This window comes from Allobaculum stercoricanis DSM 13633 (assembly GCF_000384195.1).
Classification (GTDB): Bacteria; Bacillota_I; Bacilli_A; order Erysipelotrichales; family Erysipelotrichaceae; genus Allobaculum; species Allobaculum stercoricanis.
The window spans coordinates 225,264-249,804 of the sequence record NZ_KB913034.1 but is presented as its reverse complement, the minus strand read 5'-3'; the positions used below and the strand labels follow the sequence as shown (position 1 = coordinate 249,804).

Sequence of the window (24,541 nt, the reverse complement as noted above, 5' to 3'; positions counted from 1 at the left end):
TTATTTCTTACCTCATTTTATTCAGTCAAATTTATATCAAGATTACAGGGCTTTTTTAAATCTTTTTTATCCAATTCGCTCAAATAAGTTTGTTAACGGTTTCTTTGATTCTGATGGTGTAACAAGTGCACGTTCAATTGGATATGAAGTGATTTTGTTGTTTCGAATCGCAACACATTGACCACCAATGCCTTGCATTAAAAGGTCAATGGCCTTTTCAGCCATTTGGCTCGCTAACATACGATCGAATGGGCATGGAGAACCACCACGTTGGATGTGACCGAGAACAGTTGCTCTGCCAGAGAAACCTGTATTCAAAGTAACTCTCTTCGCAAATTGATGAACGTCAGTGATCTTTTCGGAGATGATGACGATCGCGTGTTTTTTCTTTTTAATCTGGTCTAAATCACGAAGACGATCCAAAACATCTTGTTCGTCGAAGCCACTTTCACTCGTTACGATAATTTCCGCGCCACAAGCGATACCCGACCATAAAGCCAAATCTCCACAACGGTTTCCCATTACCTCAACAATTGAGCAACGGTGATGGGAGTTGGACGTATCTCTTAGCTTATCGACTGCATCAACAATCGTGTTTAGTGCCGTCATAAAGCCAATTGTATAGTCGGTACATGTGATGTCGTTATCGATTGTGCCTGGTAAACCGATGCAGTTAATGCCCATATGCGTCAGTTCCAAAGCGCCACGATAAGAACCATCTCCGCCAATCACAATTACAGCTTCAATTCCACGTTTTTGAAGTTGTTTAATCGCTTTTTTACGTACTTCTTCGTCTTTAAATTCAGGTAAACGAGCGGATCCAAGCACTGTCCCACCTCGAGTGAGAATTTCGCTAACTGATTCAGATGTTAAAGGTTCGATATAACCTTCAACCATTCCTTTATACCCGTTATAAATACCGAATACTTCTAGTCCGGCATTAATCCCAATTTTAGTGATCGCACGGACAGCGGCGTTCATCCCTGGAGAATCTCCACCGGAAGTCAAAACTCCAATTCTTTTGATCATCTTTTGCTTCCTCCAATTCTGGTCATTATTTTTGGTTTTTTAAAGCAATCATTTCGATTCGATCGATTGATCAAATGTGACACAAACAATCATTGTTATTTTATCACATTTCGTGGTTGCTCTATTTCCCCAATAAAAGAATTCGCCAAAAATTTATCAAGTTTAAACACTTAAGTCTGCTAAAAGATTTTCGCTATCTAAATCTGCTTTAACTTTGTCATAAGCTTGAATAATCACACCGTTTTCATCAATTAAATACGTTGTTCGAACTGTGCCAATGGCCTTCTTGCCGTACATCGTTTTTTCTTTTAGCACATCATACAAAGCAAGAACTTCACGTTCTGGATCTGCCAATAATGTAAAAGGCAAATCATATTTTGCTTTGAAGTTAGCATGTGATCGAACTGTATCTTTTGATACACCAATCACTTTCGCTCCTTTTTCGATGAACTGCGGATAATGGTCGCGATAGCTACAAGCTTGTGTTGTACATCCACTCGTATTGTCTTTTGGATAGAAGTACAATACGACTTTCTGATTACGAAAATCAGATAATGTAACAGGGTTGCCATCTTGGTCCATTAGCGTAAAATCTGGAGCTAGCGTTCCAATTTCTAACATAACTTCTCCTTTAATTCTCAACTCTTTTTTTTCGACTGACTCTTCTACAGAATCAGGTTCTGCCAGTATCTATTTTACTAAACCTTTGAGCCTTTTTACTCTATTTTTACTCTTTTTCATGCGAATCTTACTTTATTTTCGGATTCGTTTCCTGGTTTATGCCTGAAATCATACACATCCGCAAAATCACTCTTGATTGCCTTCCAAAATTCGCAGACCAAAAGTATTTTTCAATCTCTTTTTTAGATATTTTTCAATTGTTAAAATTCACCGTTTTTTCTTTTTAAATGCGATTTAAGCCCTTTCATCATTTGTTAAACGCTATCATTATCGTTTAAAAAAGATGTTATACTCATTCTAGGGTACATCTTGAAATCAAACATAATGCATAGAATATTTATTGTGAGATTTGTTTTAGGGGGCTATTCAACAACGCACAATTGATCTATGGCATGTGTTTTAATCATGCCCAATTGATCAACAAAGGAGAAAAAAAATGAAAAAATTAACGCCCCTACTTTTTGCACTTGGAATGTCTGCTTCACTCATCGCATGTTCCAATCACGAACCTTCCACACCTTCTAAAGGATCGTCTTCTTTATCACAAAAAGAACTTTCAGAAGCCAAAAGTACTTTTTCAGAAATCGTAGCTATTGATAATGAATATTGCTCAATCAAACTCACCGAATTAGATCCCGACAATATTTGGGGATACACCGTGAAAGCAGAACTAGAAAACAAATCAGCAGATAAAAACTACATGTTTTCTATTGAGAACGCTGCAATAAATGGTGTTAGTGCCAATCCATTATTTGCTACAGAAGTCGCACCCAGCAAAAAAGCATTGAAAGAGATCAACTTTGCCGATCATACTTTAAAGGAAAATGGAATTGGCGATTGTACTGATATCGAGATTACTTTCCGTGTTTATGACAACGACGATTGGGCAGCTGATCCTGTCGCAAAAGAAACCGTCCACATCTATCCTTACGGCGAAGAACAAGCAACGCATTTTGTTCGCAACAGTCAACCTAGTGATACTGTTTTAGTCGATAATGACCAAGTTAGCGTAATCGTTACCGGATATGATCCAGAAGGTACATTTGGATATACCGTAAATCTGTACTTTGTAAATAAAACCGATAAAAATATCATGTTTTCCGTCGACGATGCTGCCATCAATGGCTTTATGATCGACCCCTTCTATGCAAACTCCGTTCCGGCTGGAAAATCTGCATTTAGTTCTATGCATTGGTCTGATCGCTCTTTAGAAGAAAGTAAAATCAGTGATGTTGAACAAATTGAATTCACATTAACTGCATCTGATGAAGATGACTGGCTTGCTGAAGATCTCGTCAATCAAGCAATCACGCTAAAACCATAGTCATTTTCTAAATATTCTTTTACTTAACATGCTTTAGTCCCCATAGAAATTCGCACTTTTCTACATTGTGCTAACTCTTCTATGGAGACTTTTTATTTCCTACCCGATAGTTTCATTTTTTATCGGCATCATCCTTGCGCACCATCCCTTGTTATCGACAAAAAACCGACATACTCATCAATTCGAGCACGTCGGTTCTTGTTCTAACTTATTATTTATTTTCGATTACGCTTTTGCTAAAGCGATAAAATCATTCATACGTTCTTCTTCTTTTTCCTGAAGTTCGTTGAAAATTTCAGCTAATGCCTTTACATTGTTTGTTTCTAAGATTTTGTAGTAATCGTTTCGTAATTCTAAAGGCAAGCAGATTGGCGTTTTTCCGCCACTAATTAACATAGAGTTAACCAAAATACGACCTGTACGGCCATTTCCATCTGAGAATGGGTGAATATTTTCAAACTCGATATGCAACTTAGCGACATCTTCCATATCAAATCCTTTTTCAACAAGTTCATTGTATTCAGCAATAAACTTTTCTAAGAACATTTCGATTTCTTCTGGTCCAGGGAAAGTCTTACTTGATCCAGAAACAATAGCTGGATCTTCACGATAAGCACCACCAAATAAAATATTCTCGTTGATGAGATCGTTAATATTCATTAAATAAGCTTCTGTTAATGGCTCATGCTTATACACACGTTCCAACATTAATTTCATTGCTCTTTTATGGTTAATTGCTTGATGAATTTCTTTAGCATTTGCATTAATTGGACAATGGTTTGAATCAAAAACGAGCGCGTAAGTTTCGTTGCGAGTTAATGTACTTCCTTCGATCGCATTGGAGTTATAAATAGCGCGCGTAATAAAATCTTCCCGATAAGTTTGGTTTGTTTTTAATACTTCTCTAGCATCCATAATAATTCTCCTTAACTGGTGTTTTATATATTTAGATTATAGATGAATTTCTGTCTGACTGCTGAATTTAAGTCATTTTTTTCATGTCGAAAGTTATATTTTCATTCTTTCTTACATTCAAACGTGATTTCACCGTTCTTGAACACTAAAATAACGCATTTCTCATGGATCTCAACCTTAAATGCTCTATCTCTTTTTCTGCGTGACCTTTTTGGTTTACACCACGTGTTTTACAGATTTTCTATTTTTGTGAATCTGAATGAAATATATCCATTTATTTTTTAGGAAAATTAATTTTATGTTTAGAAATACCCTCTATGCTTAGAGCTGTTCGTGATGAACGTTTAGATTTCTTCACAATCCAAACGTTTAAGCGACTAAAATCACTAACACTAGAGAAACAATGTTAAACGCAAATATAAAGATTGTATAAAGATCATGACATCGATAAATAAAGCTTTTTTTCGCGATTTAAGATCTGTTTCCACTTTGGTATCACATCATTTCGCATAATGTTTTTGTTGCTTCTTAATACTGATAAAGATAAGATGAAGATGCAACAATAATTAAATTTGAATCGGGTATACATATAACCTCATTCATCAATTATCCCGCAAATTAAAACTTATGAAAGTTTTTGGAGGCATAAATTATATGAAAAACGCTATTTTGTTTTACACTTCACCGGGATGCGCAAGTTGCCGAAAAGCTAAAAAATGGCTTGAAGACAACCACATCAATTTTGTAGAAAAAAACATCTTCTCCAATTTACTTTCCGAAGCTGAAATTAAGTATTTACTTTCTCGTTGTGAAAATGGAACAGAAGATATTATCTCTACTCGTTCCAAAGCTTACGTCAACCTTAAAGAAAATCTTGACGAAATGTCGATCAACGAACTTACACGTTTTATTCAGCGTAACCCTTCCGTTTTAAAACGACCGATTATGTTATCGGAAAGAAATATGGTCATCGGCTATGATGATGATGAAATCACTGCAATGGTACCTGTTGCACGTCGTCATGAAGACTTTGATCAAATTGAACAATCAATCCTTACTCCTGAATTGAGCTTACGCGCATTCTAGCTCTCTTCTTTAAAACATAAGTAAAATAAGCAAAAAAGACTTCCACTCGATCAATCCTATTTATATGATCTAGGGAAGTCTTTTTACATTTATCATGTTTTTTCAACAAAAAAGACGCAGAGCTAATATCTACGCCTGTTTATCAAAAACGAACCTGAAGCAATTCTTGATATAAATAGTGGGTTCGAATATATGTCAATTGGTGGAGATGGCGAGACTCGAACTCGCGTCTAAGCAATGTCCCACGAGTCAACGTTTACAGCTTATTCTGTCAAATTTCCATTAGACTTGGACAGACGCAATTTCTAATGGTGTGGCTGTGAATTTTTCGTCCAGGTCAATCCAGCCCATTTACTGGCTTATCTTCTTTTCGCCGACGGCTTCAGACTAGAAGAAAGCGAACTCGTCTAAAGCGGCTGCAGACTGTATATTCGTCTATTAAGCAGCGAAGGCAACAGCACCGTTGTTAAAAGTGCGGCCAAAGTTAAATTTATTAGCGTTTATTTTTGAATGATGTTTAACGGAATCACCCGGCTGTGGTTGAGTCCAAACAATTACTCATCGAATGCCAAAAACATCCCCATGTTTGATCTACGGATCCATATTACCGAAGTCTTATCTTGAATACAAGATTTAAGCTCAGAGAGTTCCCCTAGATCAAAAAAAATTAATACCGTTCTTTCATTGCTTTACGAATTTCACGTTCAGCATCACGATTTTTTGCCGTTTCTCGTTTGTCGTGCAAATTTTTTCCTCGTGCAACAGCAATCTCTAATTTACATAAACCATGTGTCAAATATAAAGACACAGGAACGAGAGTCATTCCTTTTAAACGGACTTGTTGATCGAGTTTTAAAATTTCATTTTTATGCAAAAGTAAACGGCGATCGCGGTCTTCTTCATGATTAAAGCGGTTGCCGAATTCATAAGGTGAAATATGCATCCCTTTTACTAGGGCTTGGCCATTACGTATAGAGATGTAGGAATCTTTGAGTTGAACTTTTCCATTACGAACGCTTTTAATTTCTGTCCCTTTTAGTTCAATTCCGGCTTCATAGAAATCTAGCAATTCAAAGTCATGACGCGCTTTTCGATTTTCTGCGACGCGTTTTCGTCCTTTTGTGGTTGGAGCAGCCATATTTAACTTTCCTTTCTATTGTATTTGTATTCTCAATTATGCATGTCGAGATCCTTTATGTATCTTATTTTACATATAAGTCTATTTTACTACAGAGATTTGAAGCACTCTTCATTTTGACTCGATCCAAGTTTTAAATCGTTTGATTTGTGATACGATCCACCCCTCAAACATCAAGAAAAAAACGGGCATAAAAAGGAGTGTACGGTATTCCCTTTTATACCCTATGTATCGAAGAGTTCTGTTCTCTTCTGATGTGATGATGTCTATAACTGATGATCTCTACTAGTTGCGCCAGCTTAGGCATCTTTTTTCTCGCGTGGCACATACACCAGTTCGATATCATAACCGAGAGCTTCCATCATCTGAATGAAAGTTTTGTTGAGCAAGCCGTCTTTCTTCTTGATAATTCTGTTGACATACTGGGAAGTAGTTCCGATTTTTGCTCCTAAACGTTCCTGGGTAAATCCACCTTCGAGAATTTTAACTTTAATGTCGACTTCAATATTATTTTTGACCATAAAGTACATCTCTCCTCTTTTTTTATACTACCGACTACAATTAAAAAATCAACAATATAATTCAATAAGCCGATAAACTATGTATTTTTCATATCTTTCGACATATCTATGACATATTTCCTATTTTTTGTTCTTACCATTGAAATATATCCATTGGATAAGAAAAGAATCTTAATAAATTGATAATACTTTCTATTCACTATCAATTCATTTTTAAACATTATTCACTATTGTGACCATTTGATAGCACAAATCATTTTTGGTGGCGTATTCAACATTTCAAAGCGATTTCAAAAATATTTTTAGTTTAATTCACAAAAAATAGCCTCTATATGTCCTTCTTTCTGTGAATCAATCGCTTTTCAGCCCATAATTATCCCATACTATGTATTTTTTTGTTTCTTATTTAACCTCTCATGATCTCCTTTTTTCCTGAGACAAAAAAGTCAAAATCACCTTTCCATCGATAATTTTTCCTATACATTTAGTTTTGTTTGAATATGGACAAATCGTGCATAAACTATTTTTCTCTCATAAGAAAGCCGCATAAGAAAAAAGATGAAAAAAAGGCACACTTTCGTGCACCTTCATTACATTGCTTGGTATTGTTCTTTCTTCTCTTCTAATTCGAGCCAACGCATCTCCGCTTCATCAATTTGTTCTTGAAGTTCATCTCGTTCTTTTTCGATTTCAGCAAGTTTTGCGTATTCAGTCGTTTGTCCCATTTGCTCGTTGAGTTCGTCTCTATGTTTTTGCAAAGTTTCCATTTTCACGAGCAATTGTTCTAATTCCTTTTTCTCCATATAGGAAAGAGAAGGTCGTCTTGTTTTCGTTGTTGCTTTGGGTTTTACAGTCGTTGCTTCTAAATCTTTCTTTTCTTGTTCATGAGCATAAACCAAATCACTATAACCACCAGTATAGCGATGCCACTTACAATCCGCTTGCAATTCAAATACTTCATTAGCGATACGGTCAATGAAGTAGCGATCATGCGAAACAAACATCACAATGCCAGGAAAACTATCTAAATAATCTTCTAAAACTTCCATTGTTGTGATGTCTAAATCATTTCCCGGTTCATCTAGTAATAAAACATTGGGTGCTTCCATCAGCACTTTGACTAAATATAAACGTCTTCGCTCGCCACCAGATAAGCGTTCGATCGGTAAGTATTGCTTATTTTTATCGAACATGAATCGTTCTAACATAGCCGAAGCTGTAAGTGTTCCTTCAAGTGTTTCGACTTTGGACGCATTTTCTTCAATATAGTCAATCACTCGTTTAGACAAATCTTCAAAGGGCATAATCTGTCTAAAATAACCAATTTTAACAGTTTGTCCATATTCAAACTCACCCATGATTGGTTTTAGCATCCCCGCAACTAGATTCAAAAATGTTGATTTTCCAGTTCCATTTTCCCCCACAAACGCTAAACGGTCTGTGCGTTTGCATAAATAAGAGAAATCACTAAACAGAAAGTCTTGATCTGGATAAGCAAACGTAATATTGCGCCATTCTAATGTCTTTTTTCCTAAACGTTCCGCTGGAAAACGTAAATCCATCGTTTGATTTACTTTTTTTGTTCGCTCATTTCGTAATTGTTCAAAACGATCCAATCTTGATTTTGATTTGGTTGATCGTGCTTGCACACCCGCACGAACCCATTCGAGTTCTTTGCGATATAAGTTTTCCCTTTTCTTCGCTCTATTATCCTCATCCAATTCGCGTTGCGCTTTAGCTTGCAGATACGTTTCGAAAGATCCTTCGTGGGAATACAGTTTTCCATGGTCTAATTCTAAAATACGTGTACAAGCTCGCTCTAGAAAATAGCGATCGTGTGTAACGGTGATCACAGTTTGTTTAGATTTGTTTAACCAGTTTTCTAACCAGTTAATCATGTCAATATCCAAATGGTTTGTCGGTTCATCCAACAACAGTAAGTCTGCTCGATCTGCCAAAGCGAGCGCTAAAGCTAAACGTTTTTGTTGACCACCAGAAAGTGTTGAAATCTCTTGATTCATCTCATTTAAACCAAGACGCGTCAAAATTGATTTCAATTCATACTCTTCTCGTGGTTCTTTGAGTTTCGCATTTTGTGTCTTCATCTCGTCAATAATTGTCACTTGACTGAAATGAGGATTTTGTTCGAGAAGATGAACTTTCATTCCTTTTGTGCGAATGATTTTCCCTTGCGCTGGTTCGTGGTCAGCGAGCACTTTTAATAGTGTAGATTTTCCACAGCCATTCAATCCCACTAATCCAATCTTTTCGCCTTCTTTAGCATCTAATGAAACGTGATCCAACACTGGTCCCATTCCATAATTCAGATATAAATCGGCTGCTGAAAATAACATATTGATCACCTCTGCACAAGTATAACAAACTTACTTTAATTTCGTTTTGTTTGTGAATATCTCGCTTATACATTCCAAAGACATTTCTAAATCATGTATCACAAACTATGAACTTCTTATCGTTTTCTTTTAAAGCAACAAGCACACTAAAAAATCATCTTGAACTCGTCTATTCAAAACTCATTTTATGACAATTGCACTATTTATTTTGTTTTGATTGCCATGTTACCACAATAGAAAGGAGAATAAGCATGATACTATCCAGTATAAATTGGGTATTTTGACTCACAAGTCCTGTTACAGTCATGATATAAACTGCAAATACCCAAATAATCCCAATGACTACCGCAATAATTTGTATTCTATCCATTTTCTTGCCCTCACATTTATCGATTTGCCAAGTAGGAGAAGTTTAATCCTTGTTCCATGTTTTCTCCATAATCTAGAAAACAAGATTTACGACATTATCTTTTCTCTAACTGTCTCTTTTTGCTTCACCTTATTTTACAAAAATTGTAAAACAACCTTTTCGTAATTGTTACGGCTTGTGGATCCTTTTTAGCGTCTATGGAAACACCATAATAAAAAGCACGGGACATGATTGTCGCCATGCTTTTGTTTAAATTCAAATTTCAATTAACCGAAGATTAGTCGAATTTCTTAAAGCCATAGCCAAGACTTTCAAGACGTTCTTTAACTTCTTGGAGAGATTTTTTACCCAGGTTTTTAACGTGCATCATATCGTCTTCGCTCTTTTGCGTTAATTCTTCAACAGTTTGAATTCCAGCACGTTTTAGGCAGTTGTAAGAACGTACAGAAAGTTCAAGATCTTCAATCATCATAGCAGAAGTTTTTGTAACTTCTTTTGGTGCTGGAGGTTGAACAGTAAAGCTTTCCTCCAAATCCATTTGTGCAAATGGAACAATGCCATCCATAAAATCAATTAAGATTTGCGCTGCATTTGTGATTGCATCCATTGGTGTAATGGATCCGTTTGTTTGGATATCAAAAGTGACTTTGTCATATTTTGTATCATGTCCCAATAAAGTTGGTTCAGATTTGTAGTCTGCAGACTTAATTGGAGTAAATACGGCATCCATAACTACTGCATCTTCTGGAAGTTTATATTCTTGCGCAATTTCAGATGCGAGTTTATAACCGCTTCCTGTGGCAACAAATAAATCCATTTCCAGATTTTGTCCTTCTTTTAAATGACAGATCACTTGATCAGGATCTACAACCATTGTAGATTCTGGGCAAATAATATCTGCTGCTGTAATTGTGCAAGGACCGTTTGCTTTGGAAATATGTAAAGTAATGAGTCCTTCTTCTTCTGTATCGATTTGAATTGCTTTGGTATTCAATTTTACACGAACCACGTCTTCGACAAGTTGGTCGATGACAATGGAGTCTGGAGTAATACCATCAATCTTCCAACCAATCACAGCTGTCCCTGGAAGATCTGTTAATAATGTACGGCAGATGGCGTTACCAATTGTCGTTCCAAATCCTCTTGCGAGTGGTTCAAGTGTGAATGTGGCACGGGTATCTGTGCAATCAGGAAGCTGATTGAATGTTGCTCTGGAAAATACTTCCATATTGAAACCTCCTTAAATCAAGTGAATAATTTCAAAACCTTTATCGAGTTAGAATCTTCTATCGAATCTAACCGTATTTAAACTTATTTATATCTAAAAGTAATTCGACCGCGTGTTAAGTCATATGGAGAAATATCCACTCTGACTCTATCACCTGGGAGAATACGAATATGATGCATGCGGATTTTACCTGAAACGTGAGCTAGAATCTCATGTCCATTTTCAAGTTGTACTTTAAATGCGGCATTTGGAAGTGTGTCTGTTACCAAACCATCAAGTTCGATCATGTCCTGTTTTGCCATGTAGTCTCCAGTCCCTCCTTATTTTTTATTAAAAAGAGCATAAATAGCCATTTATCAATATATCTTGATTTTACGACCTTTGCAAATAAACTCACTTGAATTCGCTTAACATTCTAAAAAGAGACCAAAAAATGACAGTTTTCCTTTTAAAAAGAGCGGTTTTTGTCATTCAAGATACTTTGTGGTTTTGTTATTTTACCATTGATTTGTCAAAAACGAACTATTTTTTTCACAAATAATCCTATTGATGAAGCGTTGCGAGTAACAATTCCAAGCCTTTTGCCACCGTGCGGTCTGGGCGATCTGTTAAATACACAGGACAATCTGCAATGTTTTCAATCGTTTGCGCTAGCCCTTCGATTTTCATCGTACCCCCTGAAGCAACAATTCCTCTTTGGGCTAAATCTAAACGATAATGATCCGGAACTTCTTCTAAAAAGCTCATCACCCACGCCGATAAATCGCGTGCTAAAGGGGCGAGGATCGCTGCAATTTCATTTTGATGGATCATCCGTTCCCGTACCACTTGCGTCGAGACATCGATGCCTCTTACAAGCGTTGCTTTTGGTGTATTACTAATCCGGACCGTGCCAAAATTGCGAATCAGTTGATCGATGGTCGCTGGTGCGACTTCCATGTTTTCTTGATATAAAAACCAATCTTGTATGCGTTCTGTTGCTTGCGCCCCGTTATACACTCTTGAAGACCATCTTTGCTCAATCTTCCCATTACAAAACAACGCAATATCGCAATTAGAATAACCGACCGTTAATACACAACTTGCAACTGGCAAAAATAAATCCAAGCCACTGCCAATCGCTGCCATCCATATTTCCTGATCAAAATAAATCTCAAATGCACCCAATCCCATTAACGAGTCTTTTAAGCGATCAATTAAATTTTCATCTAACGAGGTTGGATAGGATACGATAATTTGCGTCTTTTGAAAAAATCTAAATAACCTAAATTCAAAACACAATTCGTTGAGGATCGCTTCTAAAACAGGAAAGTCCACTTGGCCATCTTGAATCGGCGCTTTGACCATGACATCCGGACTTTTCCCTTTTAAATCTAACGCTTGATTGCCAATTGCGAGAATTTCATCTTTTGCATTAAATGCCCCTAAAGCCGGTTCATCGAATACGAGCCCTTCTTTTTCAATCACTAACCGTAAAGAATGGGCTCCTATATCAATTCCCGCTCGAATCATGCTTTCACCTCCGTGTTTTTGCTTGATGTTTATTTGCTTTAGTTTTAGTATAACCAAAGTACAGGTATTTCATGAAAGAACTTTTAATCCATCACCCACTTCGTCTATTGGTTCTTCTACCTTCTTTACCTCATTTTCAAGCATTAAAGAAGTTAGACCTTTTACAAGACAACAGCGAATGGTTAAAGTCACTAAATATTCACATGGAATTCGCTGTTGATTGTGCAATCGAAGATCAAAACGCTTTGCAGCACTATTTTGATTTTCCCATCACAATCAATTCTCATCCGTATAACGAAATAGCCCAATCGTATGGTTGCATCCAATCCAAACCCGTTTTTGGAACAGGGCGTCAATACATTTGTCCCGCACTGCTTTTATTTGACCAAGATCTTCTTCTTACTCAAACACATCGGATCAACCCTTCTGCTCTCAAACATATTTTACAGGTTGCACTAAAAGTACAACATCAACATTTGCAAAAAAAACTTAAAAAGATGTTTGACACGTTCTAAGAGGCTTGTTATACTACAAAGGCAATCGCAAAAAAGCGAAGCAAAAACAGCTCATTGGAGTATAGCCAAGCGGTAAGGCACAGGACTTTGACTCCTGCATTTCCCTGGTTCGAATCCAGGTACTCCAGCCATTTGAAATTCAACCCTTACGTAAATACGTAAGGGTTTTTTCTTATTTCCAAGTGATCCTCTTCTCTTTTGCGAAAAAAGAGATTTAAATTTTTAATCCAAAAGACAAATCCCACACAGTTTTACTTAGAACCAAAATTCATACCAATAGAGCAAAAATGCCTGGTCACTCATCAAAAGAGAAACCAGACACAAGGCAAATAAACATTTTTGTGATTTGTTTAAAAAAGGAGCTAAAAGCCGTTTTAGATGCACAATCTTCTTAAATTCAATTTCACAATCAAATCCAAGAATTGCGACAACTTCTTTTTTTCTTTAGACCACGCGCTCAACTTAACGTTTAATCTTTCCTTTTTTGGCGCGCACAGAACGATCTAAAAGACTGTGTTCATTTTTAGCAGAACGAACGATATGTTCTTCATCTACTTTTGTTTCATTCATACGGAAGCTAAAACCAATAAAAAACAATAACCATAAGACCATGCCTACAATTAAAATTGGTAATGCCAACGAAGTCGGAATGATTTGCGCAATCCCTACCGCTTCAATTTGTGCCTTCGCGTTGTAGTAATACGTATATCCATTTAATAGCGCAATAACAAAACATAAATAAGGCATCATTTTGGAAATCGATTCAATTGATCGCACTTCTTTGTGATCATTTGCGAGAAATGCATCTTTTTGTTTGCGTGTCATTTTAGAAAAGACATCCGTGTTCTCTAAAATCTTCTTCTTGCGATCTACTGCTTTTTTCACTGTATAAACGCCTCCGCCAAATACAGCTAATGTTCCGATCGCATACCACCCAACATATGGGCACAACGTAAAGCAAACTAAGGATAACACGCCGATCCATAGCCAACTTCGAGATAGAAAAGTTTTCATAACTTGAATTTTATCAACACTTTCTAACTTGCTCAATCCAACAATAAAAACCAGATCAATTTCGCAACATAATTTCTTGCTTATTGACCTGGTTTTTCATTTTTATATCGAGTGTATCGAATCGTTTTGTAGATTCAAATGATATGTGTTGAATTATTTTGTCGCTTGTTTTGGTGAAACTTTATTCATCGGTTTTACAATCATAAACAAATAGAATGTAACCACGCCAATTGCAATAATCGTCCAAAGTCCGAACATTCCCGTCGCAAACCATGTCCAAAGCTGATACACAACTAATGAAATGGAATATGCATAGAACATTTGCCAACCAATCGCAAACGCTGTCCATTTATGAGAATTCATTTCTTTTGCTAGCGTTGAAATTGCACCCAAGCATGGTGCATCAAGTAAGTTAAACAACAAGAAAGACATTGCTGCCGCTGCACTTGGGAACATCACCCCTACCGCTTGCCATAATTGCGGATCCAATCCCGTATCGTCTGCGACATTAGCCAAAACACCAATAGTCGAAACAATCTGTTCTTTCGCAACAAAGCCTGATAATCCCGCAGCTGTTGCTTGCCAATTGCCCCAACCAAGAGGAGTAAAGATTGGAGCAATAAAACTTCCAATCGCAGCAAGTAAAGATTGATCTACTTCTTGAACTAAGCCAAATCCATCTGGACCAAAGCCATAGGACACCAAAGCCCATGTAATGACGCAACATACGAATAAAATTGTTCCCGCTTTTTTAAGGAAGTGCCAACATCTTTGCCAAGTTTGACGTAAGACGTTTTTCATCTTTGGTAAATGATAGGCTGGAAGTTCCATAATGAATGGCGAAGATTCTCCCGCAAACATTTTTGTATGTTTAAGCACTAACGCCGATAAAATAATGGCGATAATTCCAAAGACATAAGTGGCCCACGCAATCCACCAACCACCATCATTGCCAAAAATCGCTCCCGCAAATAACGAAATGACAGGCAGTTTTGCTCCGCAAGGCATCGATGTTGTAACAATCATCGTCATTCGCCGATCGCGTTCATCTTTAATTGTTCTTGCAGACATAATCCCCGGAACACCACAACCTGTGGAAACCATGAAAGAAATAAAGGATTTACCACTTAAACCGAAGCGTCTAAAAATGCGGTCCATAATAAACGCAATTCGACTCATGTAACCACAATCTTCCAAGAAGGATAAACAAAGGAAGATCATAGCCATCTGCGGAACGAACCCTAACGGCGCACCGATTCCGCCAATAATTCCATCAACGACTAATGAGATGACTTGATCAGATGCATGCACACTCTCTAAAAAGGCACGCATTCCTCCTTGACACCATTGGGCAATAAAGACATCATTCACCCAATCCGTCATATAAGTCCCGACTGTGGATAACGCCAAGTAATAAACTAAGCCCATAATAATCACAAATAGAGGTAAAGCTAACCAGCGGTTTGTGACAAAGTGGTCAATTTTATCCGATGTAGTCATGGCATGTTTATAAGGTTTTTCATACACACCACGCAAAATTTTAGCGACCCAATTATATCGCCCGTCCGTAATGATACTTTCGCTATCATCATCCAATTTCGTTTCCAACTGCTCACGAATTTTACTGATTTGACCACGAACAGAGTCTTCAAGACTCAATTCCGCAAACACTTTCTCATCATTTTCGAACGCTTTGATCGCATACCAACGTGCCTGTTCTTGAATGGGCAAGAGTTGTTCAATTTGATCAAGAGCAGATTCTACTTCTTCAGAAAACGTCGAAGGAATCGGTTTTTTATTTTCTAAAACTAAGCGGACAACCGCTTTAGACGCCGCTTCAATTCCATCATTATTGGCAGCAGACATCCCAAAGACCGGACAACCGAGACGTTTGGATAATTCTTGAAGGTCAATGCGCTCATTTTGTTTTTCAACGACATCCATCATGTTCAATGCCACAACAACCGGAATATCGAGTTCTAACAATTGGCTTGTTAAATATAAGTTTCTCTCGAGACTCGATGCGTCGACGATATTCAAAATCGCATTGGGTTTTTCATGGATTAAATAAGTACGAGTAACGACTTCTTCAGGGGTATAAGGAGAAAGTGAATAAATCCCAGGTAAATCTTGAATTACAATTTCTTTGTTCCCTTTTAGGCAACCTTCTTTTTTCTCGACAGTTACACCTGGCCAGTTTCCTACGTATTGATTGGATCCGGTTAGAACATTGAAAAGCGTTGTCTTTCCTGAGTTCGGATTTCCTGCTAATGCAATTCGAATCATGATCTCTTTCCCTTTCTCTCAATCATTTCCACTTCAATTGCTTCGCATTCTTGTTTACGAATTGTCAGTTCATAACCCCGCAAATTGATTTCCATAGGATCTCCTAATGGTGCAAGTTTACGAACGAGTAATTCGACACCTTTCGTAACGCCCATATCCATAATTCTGCGTTTTAATGCACCCTGACAATTGATCCGTGTTACTCTTGCTCGATCCCCAGGCTTTAATTCCTTCAACGTCATATTCAACATCATCCCTTCCCTTGTGTTTTTTAACTTATCTATTTAAACAAAAGACAGATAACATTTCAAAACACTTCATTTTGGTTGATCTCGTTTTTTAGCTTTTCTAATCTTTCTTAAAAGATTATAGGTTAGTGAATACTACCCAATTTAACACACAGAGTTTACTCTTGCTAACTTGATATTTCAATTGCAAAGTAGCATACACTAACTAGCAAATTCTAAATCTTGCTTATCTTTTCGATCAATTTGATGTAAGCACTCTCTTTTCTGTTTGCTAACATGCTCCAAAAAGGATAAAAAAGCCTTGAATTTAACGATTATTTCCTCGTCAAACCCAAGGCGTAACATTTGTTTTGAAGTGTATTTTATCCAACTTTATCTACGCTTCGATTTTTATTCTCTTTATTGATATCAGAGATCATTTTAAGCGTGACAACGAATGAGGTAATTCCCTCATCACAACTCACTTGAATGCGACCATGATGGCTATCCACAATACTTTTAGCAATCGCAAGCCCTAATCCATAACGTCCACTCGAACGATTGCGTGCTACATCGGCGCGATAGAAACGTTCAAAAATCCGCTCCCGATCTTCTGGCGGAATCGGTTTTCCACTATTGGATACTGAAAATTGAATATCTTTTCCTTTTTTGCTCGCTTTAACCATAATTTTGCCGTCTGAGTGTTCCATCGCATTATCCAACAAAATCGTAATGACTTGTTGCATCGCTGCGCTATTGGCCATACACATTAAATCAGGCTCAATGTCTTCTTCTAAAACAAGATTTTTTTCAAACATCGAAGCTTCCATAATCAAGCTTTGTTTTTCTAATAACCGACTCAAATTGACGCGTTCTAAAACAGGATCCGTTTGTTCAGATCGCGTTAAATCTAACAAATTCGTGATCAACGAATTCATACGTGTTGCTTCTTCTTCGATATTTTTGAGCCAATGCTCATCGTGATCTTGTTCCATCGCTTCTGCATTTGCCAAAATCACGGCCACCGGAGTTTTTAACTCATGACTCGCATCTGCAACGAATTGTTTTTGTTTTTCAAACATTTGTTGAATCGGGGCAATCATTGAATCCGCCGCTCGCCGACAAACAAAAAACAACAAAGTTTCAAATAAAGCCCCAAATGCAAGCATCCACGTCAAACTCGTCCATAAATGCGATTGCAAAACTTCCGTTGAAGCCACCACGATTGCTCGATCAGAGACATATGACCAGCTTAAATGGTCTCGATATAAGTTCCCGATATATTTTGTCGGCGGAATGAAATTATTCTCAATCCATTTACTTTTATAAATTGTTTCGCGAACCATTTCATCATGAACGACATCAGAGATATAAATCCGATAGATCTCTCCTTGCGCATCGAGCATCACCAAACAAATAGGCATCTCAGAAATAACCTCGAGATCATCTAAACTTGGCATTTGACCCTCAGTAGGGCTAAGCCATGGCCCATATTCAGTTGAACTGGCGATTCCTTGCGCTGTTTTAGAAACGATTGTTAATGTTTGTTGCATACGGTCATGCGCCGAGCGATAAGATTGGTAGCTAGCAAACCCGACGACAAGAACAATCAAAACCGTAAATAAGGAATAAAGTGAGACAAAAACTTTACGACGTAACTCACGCATCGTTTTTTACAACCTTATATCCCATTCCCCGTACGGATTTAATTTGGATATCACTGCCAATTAAACGCAGTTTCTTTCTTAAAAAAGATAAGTAAGCTTCAAGGTTGTTGGATTCAATTTCATTATCCCAACCCCAAACTTTGGAATAAATTTGATCACGTGACAAAATTTGCCCCGGATGATTCAAAAAGTATTCCATCAATGCATATTCTCTAAGCGATAATGCGATCGTTTCACCACTTTGTTTTGCGCCTAACATCCCACTGCTCATATCCAAAAAAGTATTTCCGAGTTCTAATCGTTCTTTTTGTAGAGCACTGCTTTTTTTCAACTGTAAATCAATACGCGCAATCAACTCTTCCATATGGAATGGTTTAGTCATGTAATCATCCGCCCCATTTTTAAGTCCATTTAACTTATCAGAAAGTTCCGAGCGAGCTGTCAACATAATCACCCGTGTTTCCGGGGCTAATGAACGGACTTCATCTAAAATTTCAAAACCATCCATTCCTGGCAGCATGACATCTAAAATGACTAAATCATAAATTCCACTACTTGCTTGTTGTGCCCCTTGAATTCCATCATGAACGACATCCACGCTATATGCATGAGCGCTTAGCGTTGCAGCAATGGCTTGGGCAAGATTTTTTTCATCTTCAACAATCAAAATTTTCATATCGATCCCATCCCTTTTACTCTACAGTGTCAAATTTCACATGACCGGCACAAGTCACAATCCATCCTTTGACGTTATCCCCAGAAATTGAACACTCTAAATTTTTATCCAATTTCGGTAACGGCATATCTTGGCTGACATAACCAATCGTCCACCCCTCATAGTAAAGTGGGTGACGAGTCAGTGGATAATTACGAATCCACTCAATATATTCTTCTAAACAAAATCCAGTTTCCAACATAATTAAGGCATGTGGAATTCCCACATAACGAAAGTGCCACTCTTCGCCACTGATCTTGGTGATTTCTTTTTTAGATTCTTTATATCGTTCCATAAATCCAGCACTTGCCGCTTGTTTACGAAACAAGCCACAAATTCCATGATCAGGAAATGATGGGCAAATCGGATCAATGTCATCTTGATTTAATGCTAAATCAATTGCCAATCCACATTCATGTTCACTACATCCTGGTTTTGCGACAAACTTCTCTGTATATTCTTGACCATTTTCCTCCAAAGAGTTTTGGTAAAGCTCAATTTGTTGTTGTTGTGTTCGATACCCATCAAAACAAACAATTTCACCCACGATCTCAAGACGATCAAACAATTCCATCAAAGCACGTGATGCCTGATCTTCTAATAAAACAGTATTTTGAGCAGGTCGCACTTCACTGAGCCGACTTGGCTGACTCTGGCAAGGATAATCTGGATTCACTAAAATCAAGTTTCCCTCATGAATTGACGGAAACTGCATATTCTTTTCGCTTATTAAATTACTTCTTTCCATATTCCACTCCTTTTCTGCCCTACTTTATATATCGTTCCATACAAGTTCAAAACAAAGATTAAAACAATCGATCAAATTCGTCATATTTCAAAAAAATCGATTCATATCGTGCAAATCGTAATTTTGTAGCAAGCAAAACAACACTCAAAAGCTTGCGATTTATTTCCTCCATTTTAAGGCTCAATAGGCGAATAAAAAAATTTTAATTTTTTTGAAATATTTACTTGCATTGCACAATGATTTCAGTTATTATGATCAGGCACTTAAGCGATGGAGGCTTAGCTCAGTTGGGAGAGCATCTGCCTTACAAGCAGAGGGTCAGCGGTTCGAGCCCGTTAGCCTCCACCATTCGCCGACTTAGCTCAATTGGTAGAGCAACTGACTTGTAATCAGTAGGTTGGGGGTTCAAGTCCTCTAGTCGGCACCATTTATGACTCGGTAGCTCAGTTGGTAGAGCACTTGACTTTTAATCAAGGGGTCCAGGGTTCGAATCCCTGCCGAGTCACCATCTTGTTAAACCCATGGAACAAACAAACGATCAATACACTTGTTCCATTCGTATATATTTGATCTTGCTGCTTATGCAGCCCGTCGGCTTGAGATTTCTCAAGTCTTTTTTTATTTTTTCCTGATCCAGCAATTTTATCTCGCAGACGAGAAAGAATACAAAATGCCTCTCACTCCCCTCTAATTCGCGATCGTTATTGTCCATAAAAAAATTTAAAAAAATATAAATTTCCTCTTGCATTTTAAAATCTATATGCGATAATAACCCTCGTTGTTAAGGCAAAAGGCAGTCAGATAAAAAAAGTTAAAAAAACATTTGCATCTGATACGACAATCCGCTATAATGACCTAGCACTTAAGCAATGGAGGCTTAGCTCAGTTGGGAGAGCATCTGCCTTACAAGCAGAGGGTCAGCGGTTCGAGCCCGTTAGCCTCCACCATTCGCCGACTTAGCTCAATTGGTAGAGCAACTGACTTGTAATCAGTAGGTTGGGGGTTCAAGTCCTCTAGTCGGCACCATTTATGACTCGGTAGCTCAGTTGGTAGAGCACTTGACTTTTAATCAAGGGGTCCAGGGTTCGAATCCCTGCCGAGTCACCATCTTGCAGGTGTAGTTCAATGGTAGAACTTCAGCCTTCCAAGCTGACTACGTGAGTTCGATTCTCATCACCTGCTCCATTGCATATTATACGATGACGCAAGTCATCGTTTTTTTATTCTTTTTTTCTAGATCTTCTCTTATCTTAATCCCTTTTTCAAAATAAATCGAATTCACAAGCTTTTTCTCCACCTTCTAATGATTTCATGCATTTTTCGTTTTTCCCATTTGGTCTTTGTTATAATGATGACATGTCAAAATATTCAAAAACGATTGCAACTTGCGCTTATATAGCCGCTAGTATTTGCTTACTTCTTTTTGCGATCAACCTTCAATCCATCTTTTTGTATGTCGGCATTGCATGTTTACTGATTGGCGTAATTTTACGTCGCGTATCTAGCTCGTCTTCCTCCTCTTCTTTTGAAGATCAAATCGAAGAAGCCGTTCGTACTACCGATGATCATTCATCCAATAAAAATCAATAATCCTCACACACAAAAAAGGACTCATCAAGATCTAAACTAAATCTTGTTTGAGTCCTTTTTATTGCTTATTGTTGTTCGGTTTTAGTCTTTGGCATGAAATAACTCAATAATGTCGTATTGGTTTCTTCATGCTCATTGCCATCGACATCCAAACCATCGCCCTCCATAATTTCCTGTTCATAGCAAACATTATGATAAGAGATTTGTTTGTTCAGCCATTCAAATCCAAACTCTTCACTTAACGTTGGAGCATCGGCATATAAACTTGTTCCCAAGCCTAAATGATCTCCTTCAATTTGGGCCCCTAAAGCCTCTACAGTGGTCGGAAAAATATCTAGTGTCGTGTAGCTTCGAGTTTTATTCAATATGTAGTCTGGCCCGTTAATCACGGTAAAATACGTCTTTCTTTGACAATCCAAACCCACCTCTTGATTGATCAATCCATCCATGGATAAATGATCTCCAGCTAAAACAATGACTGTATCTTGATAGAAATCTTGTTGTTGAATCCAGTGGACAAATTCGGCAATTCTTTGATCTGAGCACATAATCACATTTTCATATTGCTCATCAAACGTATCTGGGCAATCTTCACACAAATAGCCATCTTTAAAATGCGTATCTGCAGTTAACATCGTGAAGTTAAAAGGTTGATCTTGTTTAGCCAGTTCTGTGATTTCTTCTTTTGCAAACTCGATCAGTTTTGAATCTTCAAATCCCCACCATTCATGGTAGTCCTTAGGCAATTTTCCCGATTCATGAGCTTCATTTAAATCGAGAATTGTATAGTCCCCATGTTGGCGGAAATAATTAGCCCGCCCTGCATAGCTTGCTTCCGAACCACACATCAATGTGTTGGAATAACCTTGTTCTTTGAGCAAATCGCCAAGGCTAACCACATTCGGCATAAATAACATATCTTCATCAAATGAATGATTATATTTGGAGTTGGATACGCCAAGTGGGGTTCCACTTGTTTGGGCAACCATACCGGCAACCGTCCAACTTGTATTATTGGTCACTTGCCCGCCATTGATCATTAAAGAGTCGTTTTCACTAAAATCAACATTATCATTGGCCAACTGAGTCAGATGAGGAATCAAGTTTTGAACAAATTCACCACCGTGTTCTTTGTCGGCATACGTTGATTCCATCGATTCCAAATAGATATAGATTAGATTTTTCTTCTTTTTGGGAAACTGAACAAGGCTAGAATCGGTTTTCGTATAATGATCCTCGTAAAGTGTCGAAACAATATTTTGTTCTTCAAAATATTCATCGATTTTCAACGCCTTATATCCTTGTTTTACTTGATACACTAACGTTCCAGCTGTAATCACCGATGCGACTAAAGCTGCGCTATTTAAAGTCAAAACTGTATTTGAGAAGCGATATGACTTTTTCGCATGCTTTTCTTGAATGAACAAATGCAAGAAACAAGCATATAGAATCGTTGCAATAATAATCCAAATTAAATACGTCTGCGCAAATCCTTGCAGAATTTGCACAATCGTATTCGAAGCGCCTCCCATACCGACTTGCATCGTATATAAAAACTGGGAAAACGACTCAACTTGGATGACATTGGTAATGTAGTCAATCGCATACAAAAGAATACACACAAGCAAAAATAATATATATGCACACGTACCTGTCCAAATGGACAAGTGTTTTCTCCATCGTTTTTTCATAATGTCTTATTGTAGATCCCTTGATTTGAAATGGATAATTACATTTTTATCATCTTCGTTTTCTCAACAAAATATCTAATTTTGACCTGAGTCAAATCGCTTACAGACTTTTTGTTTGATCGCTAGATTTTGTTTGTCATCCACCATTTAATGTGTTCCATCATAAAATCTAATTCTTAAAAATACTTTAACTTTGATTGAATAATTCCTATCATTTTCCACAAAAACTGATTGTTCTATCTTTTATCTTTGCCTGATTTATACGATTAAAAAAATTGCGTAAGATTTGTGTTCAATTCAAATCTTACGCAATTGGATCTGTTCTATTTCTTATTTGACCAAAGCAATCACTTCAACTTCTGCAAGTACGCCTTTTGGTAAAGTTTTTACCGCCACGCAACTGCGTGCTGGTTTAGAAGTGAAGTATTTGCCATACACTTCGTTGAAAGTCGAAAAATCATTCATATCGGCTAAAAAACACGTTGTTTTAATCGCATGATCAAAATCACTGTTTGCACATTCTAAAACCGCTTTTAGGTTTTGCATAATGCGTTCTGTTTGTTCAGCAACTGTTGTTCCGACAACTTCGCCTGTTTTTGGGTCTAATGCGATTTGTCCAGAAGTAAACACAAATCCATTGACTGAAATCGCCTGGCTATAAGGGCCGATTGCCGCTGGCGCATTTGGCGTAGAAATTTTATTCATATTGTTCCTCATTTCTTTTTAATTTACTAATCGAGTAATGAAAATCCATTTTCTGCTAAAGCTTGATGGACTTCGCGAATATGATCGGCATCACGGGTTTCGATATTAATTCGCAATACGCAATCTGTGATGTTACTTCCTTCGCTTGCTTTATCATAGAATACACTGACAACATTCGCATTTAAAGATGCCAACAATTTGGACACTTTTGCTAATTGTCCCGGACGATCTTCTAATTGAATAGCGAGCGTATCACTTCGCCCAGCTTTTAATAAACCACGTTCGATGACTTTAGATAAGATCGTTACGTCAATATTCCCACCGGATAAAATACAAACGACATTTTTGCCTTCTACTGGGATTTTATCGTACATCACTGCCGCAACCGAAACGGCTCCTGCACCTTCTGTGATCAACTTTTGCGTTTCGATCAATTTTAAAATCGCACCTGCTACTTCATCATCTGTCACCGTTACAATTTGGTCTACGTATTGGCGACATAAATCAAATGTATGATCTCCCGGTTCTTTGACTTTAATTCCATCCGCAATCGTTTGCACGTGTTCTAGACAAGTGATTTGTTCATGCTCTAAAGAATTCAGCATACTCGGCGCCCCTGCGGATTGGACACCATACACTTTTACATCAGGACGTAGCGTTTTAATCGCATAGGCAACTCCGGAGATCAATCCTCCGCCACCAATCGGAACAACAACGGCATCCACATTATCTAATTGATCTAAAATTTCTAAACCAATTGTTCCTTGACCGGCAATGACTAATTCATCATTGAAAGGGTGAATAAATGTATAGCCTTTTTCGTCGCGTAAAGAGATTGCTTTGGCATACGCATCATCATAAACTCCAGGCACTAAAACCACTTCTGCACCATATGCTCTTGTCGCTTCGACTTTGGAAATCGGTGCGCCTTCTGGCAGACAAATGACTGCTGGGATATTACATTTTTGTGCCGCTAGAGCTACTCCTTGGGCATGATTTCCCGCCGAACAAGCAATAACGCCATGACGTTTTTCTTCCTCAGAGAGTTGTGAAATTTTATAAGAAGCACCACGGATTTTAAATGAACCCGTATGTTGTAAGTTTTCTGTTTTTAAATAGACGTTAACTCCCGATTTGATTTTAGGTGCTGGAATTAAGTCGGTTTGCCGAATAATGTCTTTTAAAACATATTTGGCGTGATAGATCGTTTCAAGTGAAAGCATCT

23 protein-coding genes, 8 tRNA genes and 1 other RNA gene are annotated in these 24,541 nt (G+C 37.6%); 12 read left to right on the top strand and 20 right to left on the bottom strand.

Going from position 1 to position 24,541, the window contains the following annotated elements; all coding sequences use genetic code 11:
• Positions 1-66: 66 nt before the first annotated feature.
• Both pfkA and ALLST_RS0101155 read right to left on the bottom strand, forming a co-directional pair.
• On the bottom strand, positions 67-1,029 hold the full coding sequence (gene pfkA / locus ALLST_RS0101160) for a 6-phosphofructokinase (RefSeq protein ID WP_019892145.1): 963 nt from the start codon (positions 1,027-1,029) through the stop codon (positions 67-69).
• A gap of 162 nt (positions 1,030-1,191) precedes the next feature.
• Positions 1,192-1,650, bottom strand: a complete 459-nt coding sequence (locus ALLST_RS0101155) for a peroxiredoxin (protein ID WP_019892143.1) — start codon at positions 1,648-1,650, stop codon at positions 1,192-1,194.
• A gap of 496 nt (positions 1,651-2,146) precedes the next feature.
• Here ALLST_RS0101155 and ALLST_RS0101150 point away from each other — a divergent pair, with 496 nt between their 5' ends.
• Positions 2,147-3,034, top strand: coding sequence for a hypothetical protein (locus ALLST_RS0101150; protein ID WP_019892141.1), 888 nt, complete (start codon positions 2,147-2,149; stop codon positions 3,032-3,034).
• A 225-nt stretch (positions 3,035-3,259) separates the two neighbouring features.
• On the opposite strand, the gene ALLST_RS0101145 is transcribed toward ALLST_RS0101150, so the two are convergent.
• The gene (locus tag ALLST_RS0101145) at positions 3,260-3,949 is read right to left on the bottom strand and encodes a Fic family protein (RefSeq protein WP_019892140.1); all 690 of its coding nucleotides are present in this window, start codon (positions 3,947-3,949) and stop codon (positions 3,260-3,262) included.
• 654 nt (positions 3,950-4,603) lie between these two features.
• Here ALLST_RS0101145 and ALLST_RS0101140 point away from each other — a divergent pair.
• Positions 4,604-5,035 carry a Spx/MgsR family RNA polymerase-binding regulatory protein gene (locus tag ALLST_RS0101140; RefSeq protein WP_019892139.1) on the top strand — a complete coding sequence of 144 codons (432 nt, stop codon included), beginning with the start codon at positions 4,604-4,606 and terminating at the stop codon, positions 5,033-5,035.
• Positions 5,036-5,235: 200 nt separating this feature from the next.
• Here the strand turns inward: ALLST_RS0101140 and ssrA are convergent.
• From ssrA to ALLST_RS0101105, 8 genes are all read right to left on the bottom strand, one after another.
• Positions 5,236-5,617, bottom strand: a transfer-messenger RNA (tmRNA) gene (ssrA, locus tag ALLST_RS11205).
• Positions 5,618-5,702: 85 nt separating this feature from the next.
• A complete protein-coding gene (gene smpB / locus ALLST_RS0101135; RefSeq protein WP_019892138.1) occupies positions 5,703-6,173 on the bottom strand; it encodes an SsrA-binding protein SmpB in 471 nt (156 codons plus the stop codon).
• A 299-nt stretch (positions 6,174-6,472) separates the two neighbouring features.
• Complete coding sequence (locus ALLST_RS0101130; RefSeq protein ID WP_019892137.1) at positions 6,473-6,694, bottom strand: helix-turn-helix domain-containing protein; 222 nt, start codon at positions 6,692-6,694, stop codon at positions 6,473-6,475.
• A gap of 590 nt (positions 6,695-7,284) precedes the next feature.
• On the bottom strand, positions 7,285-9,048 hold the full coding sequence (locus tag ALLST_RS0101125; protein ID WP_019892136.1) for an ABC-F family ATP-binding cassette domain-containing protein: 1,764 nt from the start codon (positions 9,046-9,048) through the stop codon (positions 7,285-7,287).
• Between the two features lie 199 nt (positions 9,049-9,247).
• Complete coding sequence (locus tag ALLST_RS11400) at positions 9,248-9,418, bottom strand: hypothetical protein (RefSeq protein WP_019892135.1); 171 nt, start codon at positions 9,416-9,418, stop codon at positions 9,248-9,250.
• A 277-nt stretch (positions 9,419-9,695) separates the two neighbouring features.
• The gene (locus ALLST_RS0101115; protein ID WP_019892134.1) at positions 9,696-10,646 is read right to left on the bottom strand and encodes a DNA-directed RNA polymerase subunit alpha; all 951 of its coding nucleotides are present in this window, start codon (positions 10,644-10,646) and stop codon (positions 9,696-9,698) included.
• 83 nt (positions 10,647-10,729) lie between these two features.
• Entirely contained in the window at positions 10,730-10,948 is a 219-nt protein-coding gene (gene infA, locus ALLST_RS0101110; protein WP_019892133.1) for a translation initiation factor IF-1, read from the bottom strand.
• A 241-nt stretch (positions 10,949-11,189) separates the two neighbouring features.
• Positions 11,190-12,158 (bottom strand): rod shape-determining protein, encoded by a 969-nt coding sequence (locus ALLST_RS0101105; protein WP_019892132.1) that lies wholly within the window; start codon positions 12,156-12,158, stop codon positions 11,190-11,192.
• A 71-nt stretch (positions 12,159-12,229) separates the two neighbouring features.
• Between ALLST_RS0101105 and ALLST_RS0101100 the strand changes: the two genes are divergently transcribed.
• Positions 12,230-12,673 (top strand): hypothetical protein, encoded by a 444-nt coding sequence (locus ALLST_RS0101100; protein ID WP_019892131.1) that lies wholly within the window; start codon positions 12,230-12,232, stop codon positions 12,671-12,673.
• Between the two features lie 55 nt (positions 12,674-12,728).
• Positions 12,729-12,804 (top strand) — tRNA-Gln (locus ALLST_RS0101095).
• A gap of 331 nt (positions 12,805-13,135) precedes the next feature.
• Here ALLST_RS0101095 and ALLST_RS0101090 read toward each other — a convergent pair.
• From ALLST_RS0101090 to ALLST_RS09675, 6 genes are all read right to left on the bottom strand, one after another.
• A complete protein-coding gene (locus ALLST_RS0101090) occupies positions 13,136-13,687 on the bottom strand; it encodes a hypothetical protein (RefSeq protein ID WP_019892129.1) in 552 nt (183 codons plus the stop codon).
• Between the two features lie 153 nt (positions 13,688-13,840).
• Positions 13,841-15,973 carry a ferrous iron transport protein B gene (gene feoB, locus ALLST_RS0101085; RefSeq protein WP_019892128.1) on the bottom strand — a complete coding sequence of 711 codons (2,133 nt, stop codon included), beginning with the start codon at positions 15,971-15,973 and terminating at the stop codon, positions 13,841-13,843.
• Positions 15,970-16,215, bottom strand: a complete 246-nt coding sequence (locus ALLST_RS0101080) for a FeoA family protein (protein ID WP_026472722.1) — start codon at positions 16,213-16,215, stop codon at positions 15,970-15,972. The genes feoB and ALLST_RS0101080 overlap by 4 nt, the downstream gene beginning before the upstream one ends.
• A gap of 368 nt (positions 16,216-16,583) precedes the next feature.
• Entirely contained in the window at positions 16,584-17,867 is a 1,284-nt protein-coding gene (locus ALLST_RS10895; RefSeq protein WP_019892124.1) for a sensor histidine kinase, read from the bottom strand.
• Entirely contained in the window at positions 17,860-18,543 is a 684-nt protein-coding gene (locus ALLST_RS0101070; RefSeq protein ID WP_019892122.1) for a response regulator transcription factor, read from the bottom strand. Before ALLST_RS0101070 ends, ALLST_RS10895 begins: the two co-directional genes overlap by 8 nt.
• A 16-nt stretch (positions 18,544-18,559) precedes the next feature.
• Positions 18,560-19,330 carry a M15 family metallopeptidase gene (locus ALLST_RS09675; protein ID WP_019892120.1) on the bottom strand — a complete coding sequence of 257 codons (771 nt, stop codon included), beginning with the start codon at positions 19,328-19,330 and terminating at the stop codon, positions 18,560-18,562.
• Between the two features lie 272 nt (positions 19,331-19,602).
• Between ALLST_RS09675 and ALLST_RS0101060 the strand changes: the two genes are divergently transcribed.
• The 8 genes from ALLST_RS0101060 (at position 19,603) to ALLST_RS0101020 (ending at position 20,920) form a co-directional block, all read left to right on the top strand.
• A tRNA-Val gene (locus ALLST_RS0101060) sits at positions 19,603-19,678 on the top strand.
• A 3-nt stretch (positions 19,679-19,681) separates the two neighbouring features.
• A tRNA-Thr gene (locus ALLST_RS0101055) sits at positions 19,682-19,757 on the top strand.
• Between the two features lie 5 nt (positions 19,758-19,762).
• Positions 19,763-19,838: transfer RNA gene (locus ALLST_RS0101050), tRNA-Lys, on the top strand.
• Between the two features lie 363 nt (positions 19,839-20,201).
• Positions 20,202-20,277 (top strand) — tRNA-Val (locus ALLST_RS0101040).
• 3 nt (positions 20,278-20,280) lie between these two features.
• Positions 20,281-20,356: transfer RNA gene (locus tag ALLST_RS0101035), tRNA-Thr, on the top strand.
• A gap of 5 nt (positions 20,357-20,361) precedes the next feature.
• A tRNA-Lys gene (locus tag ALLST_RS0101030) sits at positions 20,362-20,437 on the top strand.
• Between the two features lie 4 nt (positions 20,438-20,441).
• Positions 20,442-20,515 (top strand) — tRNA-Gly (locus ALLST_RS0101025).
• A 171-nt stretch (positions 20,516-20,686) separates the two neighbouring features.
• A complete protein-coding gene (locus tag ALLST_RS0101020) occupies positions 20,687-20,920 on the top strand; it encodes a hypothetical protein (RefSeq protein ID WP_019892118.1) in 234 nt (77 codons plus the stop codon).
• Between the two features lie 65 nt (positions 20,921-20,985).
• Here ALLST_RS0101020 and ALLST_RS09670 read toward each other — a convergent pair whose 3' ends face one another.
• From ALLST_RS09670 to ilvA, 3 genes are all read right to left on the bottom strand, one after another.
• Positions 20,986-22,611, bottom strand: coding sequence for a sulfatase-like hydrolase/transferase (locus tag ALLST_RS09670; RefSeq protein ID WP_019892117.1), 1,626 nt, complete (start codon positions 22,609-22,611; stop codon positions 20,986-20,988).
• A 330-nt stretch (positions 22,612-22,941) separates the two neighbouring features.
• The gene (locus ALLST_RS0101010) at positions 22,942-23,316 is read right to left on the bottom strand and encodes a RidA family protein (RefSeq protein ID WP_019892116.1); all 375 of its coding nucleotides are present in this window, start codon (positions 23,314-23,316) and stop codon (positions 22,942-22,944) included.
• 26 nt (positions 23,317-23,342) lie between these two features.
• The gene (gene ilvA / locus ALLST_RS0101005) at positions 23,343-24,539 is read right to left on the bottom strand and encodes a threonine ammonia-lyase (protein WP_019892115.1); all 1,197 of its coding nucleotides are present in this window, start codon (positions 24,537-24,539) and stop codon (positions 23,343-23,345) included.
• Positions 24,540-24,541 lie beyond the last annotated feature (2 nt).